The sequence below is a fragment of the Affinundibacterium danionis genome (genome assembly GCF_042432465.1).
GTDB classification, from domain to species: Bacteria; Pseudomonadota; Gammaproteobacteria; order Burkholderiales; family Burkholderiaceae_D; genus Undibacterium; species Undibacterium danionis.
Genome location: NZ_JBHLXJ010000002.1, coordinates 29,788 through 47,609 on the forward strand (window position 1 = coordinate 29,788; position 17,822 = coordinate 47,609).

Consider the following 17,822-nt stretch of genomic DNA (forward strand, 5'->3'; position numbering starts at 1 on the left):
TAATATGCATTTTTGTCAAATTAAATTAAAGTTGCACTAGTCCCGCTACGCGGGAGGACGCGTAAAGCGCTGGTTTACAGGTTCTTAGCGTTAAGAGAGGTGACCAATGGCCAGTACATTGCAGCGTCTTTTTCAGCGCCATTTCTCACAGTTGGCTGNCCACTTCGTGGCGCGGCTTAATTCAGGCGTTGCACTAGTCCCGCTACGCGGGAGGACGCGTAAAGCGCTGGTTTACAGGTTCTTAGCGTTAAGAGAGGTGACCAATGGCCAGTACATTGCAGCGTCTTTTTCAGCGCCATTTCTCACAGTTGGCTGATACTGAACGCTTACCGCCGCATTGGTATCGGGCTGCGAATAAACTTTCTCGCTGTCGTACTGCGGCATTAGGTGGTCACGTACAGGCTTGTCCTCAAAGGCATGTTGAACGCGTCTGGTATAACTCCTGTAAGCATCGCAGCTGCCCGCAATGCAAAGGCCTGCAAATGGCGCGTTGGTTGCAGCAACAGCGCGAACGATTACTCCATTGCCCGCACCATCACATCATCTTTACCATTCCCCATGAATTGAACCCGTTGTGGCAACGCAATACCGCCGCGATGATGGAATTGCTGTTTCAGTGCGCTAGTCAATGTCTGCAAGAATTACTCAACGATGAGCGGCGACTTGCTGGTGCTGAACCGGGTTATGTCTTGGCACTGCATACTTGGGGGCGATCCCTCTCTTTGCATCCACACTTGCATTGTTTGATCACTGATGGTGGTCTCTCTGATGCTGGTTGGCAGCACCCCAAAGGCAGTTGTCTGTTACCTGCACGGGTACTGATGGCTAAATTTCGCGGTAAATTGCTCGCGCAGTTGCGACGCGCCATCGAGCGGCAAACGCTGCGCCTACCCGATGATGTGAGTCATGAGCGCATGCATTCATGCTTGAACCATCTGTTTCGGAAGAAGTGGAATGTGCGTATTGAAACCCGTTACGATCACGGCCAGGGCTTGGTGCAGTATTTAGCGCGCTACGTACGTGGAGGTCCATTGCATGATGGTCAGATTCGGCTCACCAATGCGCAGCAGGTTAATTTTACGTATACACCGCATCGTGATAGCGCTACTGCGTATCGCTCGGTTTGCGCGGCTCACACGCCGGAGGGTTTTCTGAAACTGGTTTTGCAACACGTACCCGAACCCGGCAAACATACGGTGCGTAGTTATGGTTTGTACGCACCGCGTAAAACAGCACGACTGAATTTGGCACGCACCGTGTTCCGTCAAGCGCCCATCACCAAGATGGAACCACTGACTTGGCAAGCGTATTACGCGCATCACGCCACGCGACCCACTGCGCATGTTTGTACGGTGTGCGGTGCGGCTATCGGCCATGTCCGAAACATCGCTCCGCATCACGATCCACCACGATCGCCTGCGCAAGGAGATCGCCATGTCTAGCACAATGTCGATTCGTGCTTGTCTCAACTCGTCTCGAGTTCGCCATTTCTCACGTTTCCATTGCCATCAGAGAATACTGCCCCACCATTGTGTAAATATTGCCTGCATCGTTTTAACAATCCTTTCGATTTTGAAGATAAATCCGATTGCTTCCTTTTCTGATAACTCTTAAAATCTCCATAACTAATTTATAACCAGCTGTAGACGCCCCGTGCAACAAGGCATTGGTAGCGGACACCGCTACGCGGTTTCCCCTTCGGGGTGCCGCACAACTAAAACGTTAGGCAACAGGTCATCAGCATGTCAGTACCGCAAAACAAGACCGAGCTTCTTTCTGCAATCCAGAAAGAACATAAGAAACTAAGCAGTGAAATTGCACTGATTCCTGCTGAATTCGTCTTGGACAAGTCTATGGATGGACATGCCAAAGGCAGCAAAATGAGCCCTCATAACTTGATGTCGTATCTTGTCGGCTGGAACGAACTAGTTCTGAAATGGCACGCGAAAATGGCATTAGGAGAAAAAGTTGATTTCCCCGAGACCGGGTTCAAGTGGAATGAACTGGGGTCGCTAGCGGGAAAATTTTACAAAGACTATGAAGGCGTTCCATTTGATGACTTGGTTGTGCGGCTGAATTCCGCCAAGGGTAAAATAGTTGAATTGGTGGAAAGCCATGACGACTCTGAACTCTATGGACAGCTATGGTATGAAAAATGGACTATGGGAAGGATGATTCAATTTAATACCTCTTCTCCATACACCAATGCCTGCGGGCGACTCAGAAAGTGGAGAAAATCCAATCATGCCTAACGAGTAAGGTTAGATCGTGACGCGAAGCGGCCACGATCTGAACCGTTTGTTGGACGAGCCCGATTTATTTGCGTGTGTTTGGGGATGGCTTATGCAAATAGCTTTTGCCTGTTCGCACTGTTGGNCAACCAGCTGTAGACGCCCCGTGCAACAAGGCATTGGTAGCGGACACCGCTACGCGGTTTCCCCTTCGGGGTGCCGCACAACTAAAACGTTCCCTGGAAATAGAGAGCTAGTGTGCAAGTTTGGTGAACCAAATATAGTACACAACAACTGTATGTTTATACAGCTCGAAAAGAATGCTATATAGTGAAGCGATGAACACCAGCGCGAATAACGACGAGTCGTTGATTCGGACAGGCGATCATCGCTTCAGGTGTAAAGCATTTGAACGGGCAAAATTTTGGAGAGTTCGTGGATAAAATTACTTTGCCGTTGCTCGCCGCTCTCTATTCCAGAGAACGTTTCACCGGAAAGGGACATCGCAAAAACCGCGATGCCCTTCAGTTAAATAGTTAAATCTCAATGTGTATGTCCAAGCCAAAACGTATCGAGGATATTACGGTGCTCGATTTGAAATCACATCGTTGGTGTTATCTCAATGACGATGAAGGTGGGTACGACGCATTTGAATATGTCGTACCAGATTCTCATGAGCAGTTTGATGAGAACGTACTTGAGCTTGAACTAGCTGTCTTCAAATTTAATGGTGACAGAGAGTATTTCGGCATGTACGACGGTTCAAAGTCATATAGTATTTACCTAGATAATGAGTGGTTCTCTTTTTGGCATGGCGTTCGCAAGCCGACAGAATCGGAAATAGCTCATTTTAAAGATACGCTCTTGGCGTCGAATTTAGCGTTTCCAGTTTCAGCACGAGCCTATTGGTCTGGCCAGACCGAGTTATTTCGCGGCATTCGCTATTATGACGAACGGGGTATTGAGATTGAACTTGAGATTTAACTTGACAGTCGGCGGGGAATCGCCGCGACTGATTTCGATATTATTTTATTTGTTGGTGGCGGCGATCCCGGCACCTAAACGTTAAAAATCATGAGTGATTTGAATATCGCGATGATACCGTACCAGTCGGGAGCTACACGATTTGAATATTCCCGATATCTCTCCCAGGACGGTACAAAGTGGGTGCGTCACGGGTTGTTCCGTGCATTCCATGAAAACGGTGCTCTCGCTTCGGAAGGTAATTACGAGAACGGTGTTGAAAATGGACTTTGGCGCGACTTCCATGAAAATGGACAGGTCGCCGCGGAAGGAAATTACCTCTATGGCATCGAAAAGGGCAAATGGAAATATTGGGATGAGAGTGGAGCATGAAGTGAATAATTTAGTTTTAACATGTCGTTGTACTCCCACGCCTTCGGCGTAGGTGAACTCAACGTTAAACATCTCTTTTGTAGCCAATGAACTGGAACACGATATTTACAGACAGTGCCGAGCGACCGGGTGCTTCAGAAATTGAGCTGAGGGATCTTTTACGTACGCTTTTTGCACCATTATCTTTCGATGAGATTTCCGCCACCCGAAAGCAAGCTTCTCATAATCCTTTTAATGAAAATGATCTATTGCATGTTTCCTTCCGGACGTTTGATCCAAAGTTGTGGACTCTTCCTACTTTCGAAATCCCAGTAAGCCTTTTAGAGTTTCTAAGGTTCTCGAATGGTGGTGATTTTTCAAATGAAGATCGCCATTTTCAGTTTTTTCCAGCATTGCATCCCACCAATGGCTTAAGGGCGATGCTACTTGCTTACGAATTTCCCGAATACATGCCAATGGGATTACCATTTGCATTTAACGGCGGAGGCACATTTTATATTTTTGATATGCGTGGGCATTCAAGTACAGGTGATTACCCAATTGTTGCGTCGCATGCTAGTTCATTGGGATGGGATTCAGATGAATGTTGGTTTGTCGCAAATTCGCTAGAAGAAGCATGCCGAGGAAAGACTAACATCGATGACCTACGAAAAAATGTTTAACATGACTTCCGAGCTTCCCATTCGAAAATGCAGAGACAATTTGCACAAATTTAAAATTTACTGATTTGCGTTTGTGCTTTTTAATTTAACCTTATGTGTATTGGAGTAGAAGACATGAAGTTTCAGACAATCCCAATAATTCGGATTTTTGATGAAGATAAAGCCAAAGAGTTTTACCTTGGTTTTATTGGTATGAATTTGGATTGGGAGCATCGCTTTGAAGATGGCTTTCCAATTTATATGCAAGTATCGCTTGGTGATTTTGTTCTTCACCTAAGTGAACATTCTGGTGACTGTACGCCTGGTAGTAAGGTTTTCGTCAATGTAAGTGAGCTTGATAAACTCTTTGCTCAAATCACTGCCAAGCCTTATAAATACAATAAACCAAGCATAGAAAATGCACCTTGGGGCGCTAGGTGCTTCACGGTAACCGATCCGTTTTCAAACAGGATATTGTTTAATGAATCAGCCTGCACATGACAACACTAAGGCCTAAACAATCATTGCGAAACAACTCTACGGGTTTGTGAGTGCCTCGCGAAGTTGAAAAAAATGCACGCGGCGATTATCTAACAATGTGCTAAATGGACAGGCATTAAACACTCTCATGTAGTGAAATAAAGTGTAAAAAGCTTGCCTTTTAGATCAAGATTGCGGCACACTCGCCGCATAAAATTTTATTCCAATTTATTTGCTGAAAACTACCGAAGTTCGCTGACTTCTGCTTTGTAGTTAGGTTGTATTTACTTTCCATTGTTAATTTTTTGTTGAAAGAGCCATGAAAAAATTTTGTTTAATTGTTTGTTTAATCGCTGCACTTAGTGCCTGCCAAAAGAAAACCGATTCCGCAAAGATGGCAGCGTCGTCTTCCAGTAGTGCATCTACTGCAGCGGTTGCCGTAGAAGCAGGTGCAGCGACATCAACTCCCTCTGCAGAAAATAAAGTAGCACCTTTTGATATCCAATCGGTACCTGTATCGACGGTCAAGTTGCCTGCTTATCCGTATCTGGATTATCCAGAGAAACTGGAGGATGGCTATCGCACGGATAGAAAGCCTCGGTTCGATGAAGTTTATTTGGTCGTGGGCAAAGAGTTACGTAAGGTGGAAGGGCAACTTTTTGTGCGCAATTTTCCACATACCACAGTGAATATGTCGGCACTTGAATCCCAGCGCAATTACGAAAATCTGATTAAGTCTTTGGGGGGCGTCAAGGTAAATCAATTGATGCCAGCAGACGCCGAGTTCAAGCGCCTTTACCCAGAAAACAATGAGATTCTGGAAAAGAAAATGCGTGTTTTAGGCGTGAATAACGGTGGGGCGAACTATCAGATTTTCCTCGTAAGAACACCACAAAAAAATATTTGGTTTGGCCTAAGTATTTATGATGATGGGCGAGGCACATGGCTGCTGACAATGGAAGAAAAAGCCTTTGAACAAACGGTCGCGTTGACTAAGGCGGAAGCGATGGCAGAAGGTTTGCAAAAAGCGGGAGAGATCGCCTTGTATTTGGCCTTTGATACTGATAGTGCAGTCATTAAAGAAGAGAGCAAGCCGGTAGTCGCAGAGATCGCTAAGTTGCTCAATACTGATCCGAGTTTGCGTTTAAAAGTTGAAGGCCACACCGATAATCAAGGTTCGGCGACACACAATAAAAAACTATCCGAGTCGCGTGCGCAAGCCGTGGTGCAAGCCTTGACAGCGCAAGGAATAGAGGCGAAACGTTTGCAAGCTGTTGGTTATGGTCAAGATAAGCCTATCGACGACAACGCCAATGAAGCAGGGCGCTCCAAGAACCGTCGTGTGATGTTGGTCAAAGCGATTTAATTTTTTTATTTACTCGGCGTAGGCAAAAGAAAGTAGGCAGTACGAGGCAACTGTACTGCCCTAGTTCACAACATCGAAACATTAGCGCAGTATAGTTGTCTGTAGTTCTGTATTTATCATCGCCTCTTCATCGATCTACTTCATCGCCTACTTCATCAGTCCCATCATCAGTCCCTTCGTCGCACAATCGCATCGCTTGTAAAAAAGAAAAAATTTGTTAAATTAATAGAAACTTACTTGACCGTTGCAAGGATCGCTTTCAAGATGCGCTTTGTAGGCGGCCAACGCTGGTAGTGATCGTTGGTTTTTTTAATTCAAAAGTGGGGAGGCGATGGTGATGAAACAATATGGCGCAGAATTTTTTGGTACGTTTTGGTTGGTCTTGGGCGGTTGCGGTAGTGCGGTGTTGGCGGCTGGCTTTCCGGGTTTGGGTATAGGTTTTGTCGGTGTTTCCTTGGCCTTTGGTTTGACGGTATTGACGATGGCTTATGCGATTGGTCATATTTCTGGATGCCATTTGAATCCGGCGGTGTCTGTCGGTCTGTGGTTGAGTGGGCGTTTTCCGGCACAACAGTTGTTGCCGTATATCGTGGCGCAAGTGGCTGGTGGTATTGCAGGTGCGGCAATTTTGTATTTGATTGCTAGCGGCGCACCGGGATTTGATGTTGCTAAAGGTTTTGCGTCGAATGGATTTGGAGCGCATTCGCCTGGTGGCTATTCCATGATGGCCGCGTTTTTGATTGAAGCGGTTTTGACTATGTTCTTCTTGATCGTGATTCTTGGGGCAACTGATAAGCGCGCACCAGCTGGCTTTGCGCCGATTGCGATTGGTTTATGCTTGACCTTGATACACTTAATCAGTATTCCTGTGACTAATACCTCAGTCAATCCTGCACGCAGCACGGCGGTTGCCATTTTTGTGGGTGATTGGGCTGTGGCGCAGTTGTGGTTGTTTTGGGTAGCGCCAATTGTTGGTGCGGTATTGGGTGCTAGCGTGTATCGCTTTATTGGCGCGAGTGAAGAAAAATAAGTCTTGAATACTGAAGGCAACTAGCATTTGATCATTTCGACAGTGCGTCGTAATGATAGTTGCCTTCAGTTTGTTTTTGCTTGTTTGTTTGTTTGTTTGTTTGTCTGTGCTTTTTCTTTTAGGTGTCACTGACGTTGACGGCGCAAGCGCTGGATCCCAGCTTGAGTCCTAGTCGCTCGATTGCTGATGGTGTCAGTTGCAAGGTATTGTCAACAACGCTGGCGCGTGTCAGCGTCGCGCGAAATCCTGAACGATCCATATTGGCGACCAGATAAGGGTCTTGCTCTAAGTCGGCTGAGGCTTTTAATGTGACGTCCAGCGCGGACACGACGCTTTTTAACATGGCGACGCGTGCTTCGGCGATGGGGCCACCATCAAATATGTCTACGAAAGAATCCACATCAAAACCCTCCGAGACCAGAATTCCAAAAGGCAGCTCGCCGTCGGGATGTAATTGTCCCATTGCCCACTGCGCATCTTCGGCCAACAAAGAAACATAAATCGGGGAGCGCGGCATCAATTCAGCGATGAAACTTTTAGAGCGTCCTCCAGTACGTTGTTCAGCTTCTGGAAACGGCATTTTTAAAAAACGTCCACCTAGTGCATTCCAAAATGGGCTATTACCTAATTCATCGCATAAGCCGGGATTTTCAGCGGCGATTCTTTCGGCAAACAAGTGAGGAAAGTTTCTAATGAAAAGCAGCCGTCCACGCGAGAGTAATTGTGGTGCTAGCGTGGCGCTGTACTCTGGCTCGATATAGAACGAACTGAGCAGTGTGTGACCGGATAAGTCCTCACACAGACGTAGTGTGTGTTCGCGATTGCTGATGCCCAATTCTTCGCTGGCGTGTACAGAAAATTCGTTGCGATAACAATAGAAACGACCATTTGAACCAGCGCTCGTGACTATGCCACTGGTGCCGACTATTCGACCTGCGTTGAGGTCTTCTAGTACGAAGTGATAAATTTCATCGCCATGAAATGAGTCTGTGCCAGCAAAGGCTTTGTGCGAGCGTTCGAGACGTTCTGCCAATCGAGCACGACCTGGTTTGAGTGTGTGAATGCCGAAGGTACTGGCTTTCGAAAAGCGTTCAATCGTGTCCAGATCATCCAGCGTCGCTGGGCGCAACAGGTAGTCTAAGTGCTTCACTAAGTGATTCGTAGCTTGATTCATCGAGTGATTCATTGCGTGTCCTCTTCGGAGAATTTAGTGGCGACTTGCGGCATGGTGTGGCGGGCGCGTTCTTCGCGCGGCGTGTAGCCAAAGTAATTGCGGTAAGTGGTGGAAAAATGCGGGCCTGAAGTGAAACCACAAGCCAGTCCTACTTGCAGGATGGATTGCGTTGTTTGTTTCAATTGACGGCGTGCATGTTTGAGTCGCAGCTCCAGATAATAGCGGGATGGAAAAGTATCCATGTGCTGGCGAAACAGCCGTTCTAATTGCCGGCGTGAGACACCAACTAATTGAGCAATATCTTCTGCTTGTAGCGGTTCGGCCAGATTGGCTGCCATTAATTCCAAGGCTTCTTTCAGGCGTGCAGATCCTTGTGCGGGTTGTGCCGATGTCGGTACTGGTTGTCGTTCGTCGCCGCTGCGCAATCGATCTAAACCAAGTCCGGCCGCGACTTCTGCCGCAAAGCTTGCGCCGTGGCGTGATCCCAGCCAATGCAATAGCAAATCGAGTACCGCCGCACCCGCGCCTGCGCTAATACGATTTCTATCTATTTCGAATAAGCTCGGTGAGAACACCGTAGCTGGGTAGCGTTTGACCGCATCAGCTAAGATTTGCCAATGTATCGCGGCACGATAGCCGTCCAAAAAACCATATTCTGCCAATACCTGAGCGCCAGCGCCGCAAGCACCGACGACCCATTCATGCTCATTGTGCGCGAAATTAAATTGGCGACTTAGCTGCTTGCCGACCAAATCAGCCACGCTGTCGTCAACTCGCTCGTCGGCAATCAACATCAGTAAGCCTGTTGGATGAAGAGGCAGTTGATCAAGCGTTTTCGCTGGGAGCGTAAGGCCGCATTGGGAGAGTACCTGCGAACCATCCGCTGCATATTGCTCGATGGTATAAAGCGTTTCACCATGTACTTCGTTCGCGCCAGCAAACACGCTACGCACGGCGCCTAGTGCGAACAGCGAGAAACCGGGCAGCAGTATCAACGAAATAGGGAAGGGCGTTGTCATTGTTTTTTTTGTGACCGTAAGACTTTATCCGAACTTTATCCAAACTTTATCCAAACTCAATATCAAAGCACTGCGCTCGGCCAACATAACACAGGTAACAGGTTTTTCCTAAGCCGATAGCAAGGAGCCTTTGCGTATTGCCTCACGACCTGCGACTTTGCTTAAGCGCGTGCCGGGTGATACATAGCGACGATTTTCACGAGCAAAGTAAACGCCATCGACAGGCGCCAATAATTGTTGCACTGTACCGCTCACCGGGTCAATCAGATCGATCAGTGGATCGCCTGCTTTTACCGTATCGCCAAGCTCTCGCAGGTAGACGACTAGACCCGCCGTTGGCGCGGTCAGTGGAATGCAGCCTGCCAGAGGTGTGGGTTCGCAAGCTGGCGGTATGGTTTGAGACAGCGCCCCGTTGATAAGGCCTTGGAGTCGTAGAAAATCGATTAAGGCTGTCGCGTCTTGTTGTGCCGTATCGTGATTAACATCGATAAAGCCACGTAATTCAACCGTCACAGAAAGACAGGCTAAGGGAATCGGAAATTCGTCACCTACCTGCGCTGCAATATCCCACCAGATTCGTGAACAGGCTTCATCAAAAGGATCATCCCCAGAATTGGTCTCCAAAAGTGCAACGTGCGCCTTGAGTAATCCTGCCAGCGGCGCAACCCGCTCCCACAGCGGCGTTCCGGTATAGATGTGTAGTACCGATTCGCAATCGCAGTGTAAGTCGAGGACTACATCGGCATCGGCTGCCATGCGCATTAATTCGAGTCGTTGCGCTGACAATTCGTCAGTGCTAATTTGCTCCATGAGACAAGTGCGGATAGCCGCACGAATCAATGTTTTATTTAGGTCGGCATCGGCTGTGAGTTGAGATCTCACGCGCGCCAAAACATTTTCCGATAAGCTGTGAAACAGTCGATTAAAATTCTGTCCTGTGCGTAGATCAAAACGACCTTGACTGGTTCCTAGTAAGGTTTGCGCAAGGCCGATAGGATTAGCCGCTGGGACTAGAATAACTTCGCCCAGCAGCTGGCCTTGCTGTTCAAGCTCGCTCAGCATATTTCTTAAATGATGCGCGACCAGCATGCCGGGCAATTCATCGGCGTGGAGTGATGCTTGGATATAGGCTTTAGGACCAACGCCGGGTGTGCCGAAACGTAAAAATGGCAAGACTCTATTGGTGCCTAGCGCAGGAGATGGGAGTGGAATTGAGATGAGTTCCATACGAGCTTTCATTTTCCAGATAAATAATCGACAGCTAGGCTAGCAAGGGCACGCACGCCAGTTAGCAAGGCCGCTTCGTCCGGGTTAAAACGAGGTGAATGATTGGGTGCCCAGTCGGTAACTGAAGTTCCCGGTGGCTTGACGCCCAGAAAAAACAACATACTAGGAACGTGCTGTCCGTAGAAAGAAAAATCCTCAGACGTCGTGGTCGGTGGAACGTCGGTTAGCAGAGCAGGGCCTACAACACGGCTTAGGCTGGGTAGCATTTTTGCAGTTAGCTCTGGATCATTCCAAGTGACCGGATAGCCAGCATCAAAATTGACGGTCGCCGTCGCACCTGATGCCGAAGCTAGGTGCTCGGCGGTGCGTTTAACTTGTGCCAAAATATCCTTGCGCATGGCGGGATCAAAGCTGCGAATCGTGCCGCTCATAGTAACGGTTTCCGGTACGATATTCGCTCTTTGTCCTCCCCGCAAAGTCCCGACGGTGATGACGGCTGGTGCTGCCGTAAGATTGGTTTGACGACTAACAATGGTTTGTAATCCCAATATAATCTGCGCGCTCACGATGACAGGATCAACCCCATTCCACGGCAAAGCGCCATGGGTTTGCTTGCCTTTGACTAAAATTTCAAAGCTGTCGCTGCTCGCCATTAAACCGCGTGTACGCACCGAAATAGTGCCAGTTGTTTGAGGTGTGATGCCCACATGTAAGCCAAACATCGCATCCACCTTGGGACTATCCAAGACGCCAGCTGTCACCATGCGTTCCGCACCATTCGGTTCATTGGCGACGCCTTCCTCAGCAGGTTGAAATACTAATTTGACGGTGCCGGAAAGTTGTCCTCGCAGATCGGCAAGCACCCGCGCCGCACCAAGTAGCATGGCGACGTGCATATCATGACCACAGGCATGCATCAGACCTATTTGGCCGTTTGCTTGTTTGCCATTGGGTTTAATCACTTGCTTAGACGCGAATGACAGGCCAGTTTCTTCGCTCACCGGTAGGCCGTCCATGTCGGCGCGTAAAGCCACGACTGGGCCAGGTCGTCCGGTTTTGAGTAAGCCAATTACGCCAGTACCAGCAACACCTTGCGTGACTTCATAGCCCATATTACGCAATTGTGTCGCAACGATATTGGCGGTTCTATGCTCCTGAAATGCTAGCTCGGGATGAGCATGTAAATCGCGACGCCAATTGATCACATCGGGCAAAGTACGCGCGGCGGCGGCATCAAGCTTCGTGTGATCAAAGGATGGCTGTTGTGCTTGCGTCTGAGCCTGCACCGGTACTTGAATAAGCTGCGCATTCAGTAAGACAGCAAATAAGAGTAGAGGTAAGCGCCGCAGCTTTTGCATAGGGACTACCATGCTTGATAGTGTGGCGTTGCCATGCGTATTGGGCGCACGTCTAGGCGTGCATTGAATACGGAGTAGTCTTTGCCGTCGATACCTGTACTTTCCCAAGCCCGCGTGCGCTCATCGCGTCGTAATAGAAATTCGAAACCGAGATCGGGTGCAGGATCGCCTTTGGCAGGAAGCAGACTGAAGGCGAAGCCGACGACGTGATCACGATTCCCATCCACCAATTGTGATAAGGCGCGCTGGATAGCGTTTTCGCCTAGGATGTCGGGGAAGTCGAGGCGAGGATTTTCCAATTCAGGAACGAAATCAGGCTGTCTGAATTTCAGTTCGCCCTTATCGCGCTTGGCTGGAAAAACGCTGGCTTGTGCCTTCGCCAAATCATAATGGTCGCCATTGTCTAAATACGAGATGCGTATATTGCTAACATTGACTGGCCCAGCGCCTACCGTAGCGTCACGCAAATCAATCAACAGTGCGCCTGTGGCACCCACGATCTCGACATCGGTGCCGCGAATCACCGCTGCGGTATTTTCATCAATGCCTAATCCTATTTTGTAACCTTTAGCGAGCATGGCAGCGAGCAATCGGCCAATCCGTCCGCGCTTCAAAAAATGTTGGTCTATGAAAATCTCTTCACCGGCGAATCCCAAACCTCGTTCAATTTCTTTGCCATCCCTAAGTAATCCTTTGAGCACTAATAGAGGATTGAGTGCATCGCGAAACATGACGTGACTCATGATGGCGGCACCAGCGCTAGTGCCAGCTACCACGCCACCGCGCGCTTGTAACTCACGCACCGCTTGCAATACGGGCGACGCCACGCCGTTTGGATTGAGTACATCCGCATAACGCTCTTGCGCACCACCGGTGAAATACACGCCATTGGCGGCGCGAATTTTTGCGACATTTTCTGGATCAGCGGCAGCACGACGGGCGGATTCTAGATTTTCTCCTGGCCATTGCGGCGCAATTTTTAAGACCTCTACTTGCGCGCCACGTCGTCGCAGTTCGTGTGCGGCATTTTCGCCTGTAACCTGTGGACTGCCGGAAGAGGTTGGAATTACCACAAATTTTGCACCTTTGCCTCCAGCGAGATCAACTAAACGCTGGCGCAGTTCGTCGTTATCTCCACGTACCGCACCGCCCATGGGAACCACGATACCGGCGACGGGCTGGAACGCAACTTTGTCATTTGATTCTTCAGCAAACACACTATTACTAGTCAGATTTGCAGCAAGCAAGGTGAGCATAAATAAAGATTTCAAAGCCGTGCCTTTCTAGGAGAACTCATTGAGAAACTGATGTACAAAACTTGATTTAACTCTATAAGTAGGATGTTGCCATCAATCTGCCATCTTCTGATGCGCTCGGCGGTAACTTTGCGCACATTAGTAAATGCATGTCGCACTGTCGGAAGTTCGCAACATAGTAAGCAAAATAACATTGCAAGAATGCGACACGGGTTTCACACGGTGCGACGCAAAGCAAAAAGACACGGCCCAAGCGAGCAAACACTGCATACACTCGAATCGTTCCAAGGTTGCGCAGAAACACTGCAAACAAGGTGTTCGCGTTTAGTACATACACACATGACACATTTTCGAGGACTTATCGCATGAAACCAGTCAGCAAGCCTGCGGCACTCGTATTCCGCCGCTCCCGATGTACCCATGCAGTATTATTTGCACTCAGCGTTTTGAGCGTGAATGCCGTCGCGCAAACCGTACAGCGCGTCGAAATCACAGGCTCTAGCATCAAGCGCATCGAAGGTGAAACTGCATTGGCCGTAGAAACTATCAAACGCGAAGACATCGATAAGACCGGTGTCACTACTGCGGCGGAATTACTCCAGAAAATCTCATCCAATGTCGGTGGCTTAACCGATGGTGCCAGTGTCAGTGATGTGATGGGCGGACAACGTGGTTTCAATGGTGCCAATCTGCGCGGTCTTGGCGTGTCCAGTACATTGGTATTACTCAATGGTCGTCGCCTCGCTAATTTCGCTAGCCCTGGCGATAATTCTGGTGTTGATCTGAATAGTATTCCGGCTGGCGCGATTCAACGTGTGGAAATATTAAAGGATGGTGCCTCCGCAATTTATGGTACTGATGCGATGGGTGGTGTCATCAACTTCATTACTCGCAAGGATTATCAAGGCGCGGATCTGAATGTGTACGCTTTAAAAACAGATGAAGGCGGTGGCGGTAAAAAAACGGCTTCCATTTCAGGCGGCTTTGGTGATTTGGGCAAAGATCGTTTTAATGTCTTTGGTGCTTTGGACGTGCAGAGAATGGAAAGGTTAGCGAGTTCTGAGCGTAAGTTCATGCAAGAATATAGCTTGCCAGACCGTCTCTCTCCACAGTTGTCTAGCACCTCTTTTCCTGCCAATGTCGATTTAACTGCCGCGCAATTGGCGACCTTAAATAATTCATCCTACTTATTTGGCTCTGGGCCTGGCGGTAAATGGCTACCTTCGCCCGGGCGACGAGTGAGTTTAGGTAAAGCGGCTTGCGTGAATGGCAGCCCGAATGTGGTGCGTCCTTTGGGGCCAGGCGGTACGGAAGGCTGTTCATTCAACTACATGGGTGATTCTGAAGTTTATCCAAAAGCAGAAAAGCAAAGTTTTATCGGCCGCGCAACCTTCTTAGTTTCGGATGAGCATCAAGTATTCATCGAAGCGCTGCAGAGCAAAGCGGTGACGGCGTATGCGGCTTCACCTGCGACATCCGGTAGTATTAACGGTACTAGTACGGGTATTTATTTGCCTAAAGATTTGCAGGCAAAAACAGGTATCACGACGCCTATTAATTTCCGTTTCCGCTTGACTGATGCTGGACGACGTACTACTGAGGTGACCAGTGATAGCTCGCGTATTGTGCTTGGCGCGAATGGCCGTTTTGGTAGCTGGGATTACGATACCGCTTATAACCACAGCGTAAATAAGGCCACCGATTTGGATATCGACGGTTGGGTATCGCGCAGCAAATTATTAGATGGGATCGCGAAAGGCCTGTATAACCCATTCGTCGCACCTACCGACGATTCCGGTAGAAAGTTTATGAACTCGATCAAAATATCGGGCGCCGCACGTGTCTCTAAAGGAACGAGTGATAGTTTTGACGGTAAGTTGACGCGTTCTTTGATGTCCTTAGCAGGTGGCGATGCGATGCTGGCGGTCGGCGCCGAAATGCGTCGTGAGAAAACAGAGTTTTCATCGACGGCGGCTTTGAAAACCAATGATGTACAAGGTGACCGTTCTAGCTCTGATGAGTTGTTGGCGGACTCATCCAATTCACGTGATATCGCGGGCTTTTATGCAGAGGTGAATGCGCCGTTCACCAAAGAATGGGAAGGTCAATTTGCGCTACGTTATGATCACTATAAAGGCGTCAAAGATCCGCTCTCCGGTGTTACTTCACAGAATCTCGATACAACTAATCCCAAGATCGCATTGAGCTATCGCCCAAGCAAGGCGATGTTAGGTCGTGCGTCCTTCGGTACTGGTTTCCGTGCGCCATCGATTTCTGAAATGTTCTTGCCTGTGCGTTCTGGCACGATTGCCAGTTTTGTGAAAGATCCGGTGTCAGGTGAAATTGCGCAGTTTGATTTGGATCGTTATGGCAATCCTTCACTTCGACCAGAAAAGTCTAAGCAATTTTCGCTAGGTTTGGTGCTTGAGCCAAATCAAAACTGGAACGGCAGTATCGACTACTGGATGATACGCAAAACCGACATCATTTCAGAAATTGGTGAGCAAACGGTTTTTGATAATCCGGTTTACTACAATAATCCAAATATCGTGGTGCGTGATTCCGATGGTGTGGTCTCTTATTTGAAGTTCAAAAAAGAGAACCGTGGCAAGCTCAATACCTCAGGTTTTGATTTGGCACTCAACTGGCGTGGTGATGCGACTGCCTATGGTCGCTTTAGCGCGAATATCGGTGCGACGTATTTGACTGAGTACAAATTCCAGTCTGATCCAAATTCTCCTTTGACCAATGGCTTGGGCGTCTTCCGTGATGACAAAGCGGTGCAGCGCTGGCGTCATAAGCTCAATCTCGATTGGGCTTATGGAGCACTCAACTTGACCTTGGGGAATAGCTTTTTCTCTAGCTACCGTGATCAGAATATTCCTGGCTTAGCCGATCCGGGGTGGAATGATCGTGATGTAAAAGCTTATTCTCTGTGGGATTTGTCGGGCAGTTACGCGTTCACAAAGAACTTGAAATTGCGTGCGGGTGTCATCAATGTGTTAGATACGCCACCACCATTCACCAATCAATCACGTTATTTTGAAGTGACTTGGGACCCGACTTATGGCGACCCGCGTGGACGTTCTGTGTTCATCAATCTGCAGTACAAATTCAATTAAATCGATTCTCCCAGCAAGCCTTAACGCCCCACTCAGGTGGGGCTTTTTTATAACAGGGTGGGTAGATGGTCAGCATTGTTAGCAGGAGCTATTAGTATGGGTAAAAGCGTGAACAAAAGCGTGAGCACGAGCACAGACGTGAGCAACAAGCGTCGTAAATTCAAGGTTCCTAATACCCTGATCATTTTGCTTTTCGGCGCCTTATTCGTGGCCTTGCTGGTGCCTTGGGTATCGGCGGGATATTTTGAAAAAGGCGTGCCGATTTCACTCGAATCTTATCGTGTCGCAGAACACAATATTAGTATCTCGGTGTTTGGAAGCGGCAAGGAAGTTGGTTTTCTCAATGCGCCGTTTGAAGGTATGACTTCGGGTAGTCGCAGTGGTTCGGCGATTGGTGTAATCGCGTTTATTCTATTAGTCGGTGGTGCATTTGGGGTGATCAACGCCACCGGGGCGGTTGATCGTGGTTTGTTACGTTTGATTGTGATTACCGGACATCATCCACGTTTGCTGTTGGGTTCTTTGTTTGCGGCATTTGCGACCGGTGGTGCGGTATTTGGGATGGGAGAAGAAACCCTCGCTTTCCTAGCGTTGTTGTTACCCTTGATTCTACGTATGGGCTATCCGCCAGAGGTAGGCGTGATGATTACCTATGTCGCCAGTCAAATTGGTTTTGGCACCTCGTGGATGAATCCATTTGGTGTGGCTTTGGCGCAGGGTATTGCTAACGTACCGCTGCTGTCTGGTGCGCCTTTGCGCATCGCGATGTTCTTGATTTTTGTCAGCACTGGCATTGCATTTACACTTTGGTATGCGGAACGTCATCGCAGCAAAGCCGAGTTGGGCGAGAATGGTCAAGTTCTTATCCCCGTCGATACGCCGCCGTTGGCACTGGCTGATCGCGTGATCTTGGCGGGTATCGTTGGTACGATAATCTGGATTGTGTGGGGTGTGGTCATGGCGGGTTATTTTATTCCTGAGATCGCTACCCAGTTTGTCACGCTATGCTTCTTTGCCGCTATTGTGGCGATCATTGCCAAACGTTTGACCGCTGATGCCGCTGCTGAGGCTTTTGTCGGTGGAGCGCAGCAATTGGTTTCTGCGGTGATGGTGATTTCATTGGCGAAAGGCATAGAATATTTATTGGGTGGTGCCAATCCACATGCACCTTCCGTGTTGAATACTTTTTTGCATAGCATGGGCAGTATGTTGGAAACCTGGCCTCCGCTATTAGCAGCGCAAGGCATGCTGGCTGTGCAAACTGGATTTACCTTCGTGATTCATTCTGGCAGTGCTCAGGCTGCGATTAATATGCCCTTGATGTCAGGCTTGTCTGATTTAGTCGGGGTGACGCGACAAACCGCCGTTTTGGCTTACCAGCTCGGTAATGCAATGGCTAACATGAGCGTGCCGACAGGGGCGATTTTGATGGCAAGTCTCGGTGTTGCCGGTGTCCCTTGGACGCGGTGGTTTGGCATTATTTGGCGTTTTCAGTTATTGATTTTGCTTATGTCAATGGCGATGGTAGCGATTGCTGTGATGATAGGTTATGCCTAAGGATG

Annotated in this window: 15 protein-coding genes; 10 read left to right on the forward strand and 5 right to left on the reverse strand. The window is 48.6% G+C overall.

Translation table 11 applies throughout. The features are described from left to right. Window positions 1-263: 263 nt before the first annotated feature. From ACFFJH_RS00155 to aqpZ, 8 genes are all read left to right on the forward strand, one after another. Window positions 264-1,442 carry an IS91 family transposase gene (locus ACFFJH_RS00155; RefSeq protein WP_390209231.1) on the forward strand — a complete coding sequence of 393 codons (1,179 nt, stop codon included), beginning with the start codon at window positions 264-266 and terminating at the stop codon, window positions 1,440-1,442. Between the two features lie 300 nt (window positions 1,443-1,742). Next, the gene (locus ACFFJH_RS00160) at window positions 1,743-2,252 is read left to right on the forward strand and encodes a ClbS/DfsB family four-helix bundle protein (RefSeq protein ID WP_390209232.1); all 510 of its coding nucleotides are present in this window, start codon (window positions 1,743-1,745) and stop codon (window positions 2,250-2,252) included. Between the two features lie 531 nt (window positions 2,253-2,783). After that, window positions 2,784-3,215 carry a hypothetical protein gene (locus tag ACFFJH_RS00165; RefSeq protein WP_390209233.1) on the forward strand — a complete coding sequence of 144 codons (432 nt, stop codon included), beginning with the start codon at window positions 2,784-2,786 and terminating at the stop codon, window positions 3,213-3,215. A 90-nt stretch (window positions 3,216-3,305) separates the two neighbouring features. Then, window positions 3,306-3,587 (forward strand): toxin-antitoxin system YwqK family antitoxin, encoded by a 282-nt coding sequence (locus ACFFJH_RS00170; RefSeq protein ID WP_390209235.1) that lies wholly within the window; start codon window positions 3,306-3,308, stop codon window positions 3,585-3,587. An 86-nt stretch (window positions 3,588-3,673) separates the two neighbouring features. Then, window positions 3,674-4,249 (forward strand): SMI1/KNR4 family protein, encoded by a 576-nt coding sequence (locus ACFFJH_RS00175; RefSeq protein ID WP_390209236.1) that lies wholly within the window; start codon window positions 3,674-3,676, stop codon window positions 4,247-4,249. A 114-nt stretch (window positions 4,250-4,363) separates the two neighbouring features. Next, entirely contained in the window at window positions 4,364-4,729 is a 366-nt protein-coding gene (locus ACFFJH_RS00180; RefSeq protein WP_390209237.1) for a glyoxalase superfamily protein, read from the forward strand. A gap of 298 nt (window positions 4,730-5,027) precedes the next feature. Further along, the gene (locus ACFFJH_RS00185; protein WP_390209238.1) at window positions 5,028-6,074 is read left to right on the forward strand and encodes an OmpA family protein; all 1,047 of its coding nucleotides are present in this window, start codon (window positions 5,028-5,030) and stop codon (window positions 6,072-6,074) included. A gap of 337 nt (window positions 6,075-6,411) precedes the next feature. Next, the gene (gene aqpZ, locus ACFFJH_RS00190; protein ID WP_390209239.1) at window positions 6,412-7,104 is read left to right on the forward strand and encodes an aquaporin Z; all 693 of its coding nucleotides are present in this window, start codon (window positions 6,412-6,414) and stop codon (window positions 7,102-7,104) included. A 118-nt stretch (window positions 7,105-7,222) separates the two neighbouring features. Here the strand turns inward: aqpZ and ACFFJH_RS00195 are convergent, their stop codons facing one another. From ACFFJH_RS00195 to ACFFJH_RS00215, 5 genes are all read right to left on the reverse strand, one after another. Continuing rightward, window positions 7,223-8,290 (reverse strand): arginine N-succinyltransferase, encoded by a 1,068-nt coding sequence (locus tag ACFFJH_RS00195; RefSeq protein WP_390209240.1) that lies wholly within the window; start codon window positions 8,288-8,290, stop codon window positions 7,223-7,225. Beyond that, on the reverse strand, window positions 8,287-9,297 hold the full coding sequence (locus tag ACFFJH_RS00200) for a GlxA family transcriptional regulator (RefSeq protein WP_390209241.1): 1,011 nt from the start codon (window positions 9,295-9,297) through the stop codon (window positions 8,287-8,289). The genes ACFFJH_RS00195 and ACFFJH_RS00200 overlap by 4 nt, the downstream gene beginning before the upstream one ends. A 108-nt stretch (window positions 9,298-9,405) precedes the next feature. Next, window positions 9,406-10,524, reverse strand: a complete 1,119-nt coding sequence (locus ACFFJH_RS00205; protein WP_390209243.1) for a succinylglutamate desuccinylase/aspartoacylase family protein — start codon at window positions 10,522-10,524, stop codon at window positions 9,406-9,408. A gap of 8 nt (window positions 10,525-10,532) precedes the next feature. After that, on the reverse strand, window positions 10,533-11,882 hold the full coding sequence (locus ACFFJH_RS00210) for a M20 metallopeptidase family protein (RefSeq protein WP_390209244.1): 1,350 nt from the start codon (window positions 11,880-11,882) through the stop codon (window positions 10,533-10,535). 5 nt (window positions 11,883-11,887) lie between these two features. Next, window positions 11,888-13,153: a cyanophycinase gene (locus tag ACFFJH_RS00215; RefSeq protein WP_390209245.1), complete on the reverse strand. Its 1,266-nt coding sequence runs from the start codon at window positions 13,151-13,153 to the stop codon at window positions 11,888-11,890. A gap of 350 nt (window positions 13,154-13,503) precedes the next feature. Between ACFFJH_RS00215 and ACFFJH_RS00220 the strand changes: the two genes are divergently transcribed. Together ACFFJH_RS00220 and ACFFJH_RS00225 are read left to right on the forward strand one after the other, a co-directional pair. Next, complete coding sequence (locus tag ACFFJH_RS00220) at window positions 13,504-16,260, forward strand: TonB-dependent receptor (RefSeq protein ID WP_390209247.1); 2,757 nt, start codon at window positions 13,504-13,506, stop codon at window positions 16,258-16,260. A gap of 138 nt (window positions 16,261-16,398) precedes the next feature. Continuing rightward, complete coding sequence (locus tag ACFFJH_RS00225) at window positions 16,399-17,817, forward strand: transporter permease (RefSeq protein ID WP_390209248.1); 1,419 nt, start codon at window positions 16,399-16,401, stop codon at window positions 17,815-17,817. Window positions 17,818-17,822 lie beyond the last annotated feature (5 nt).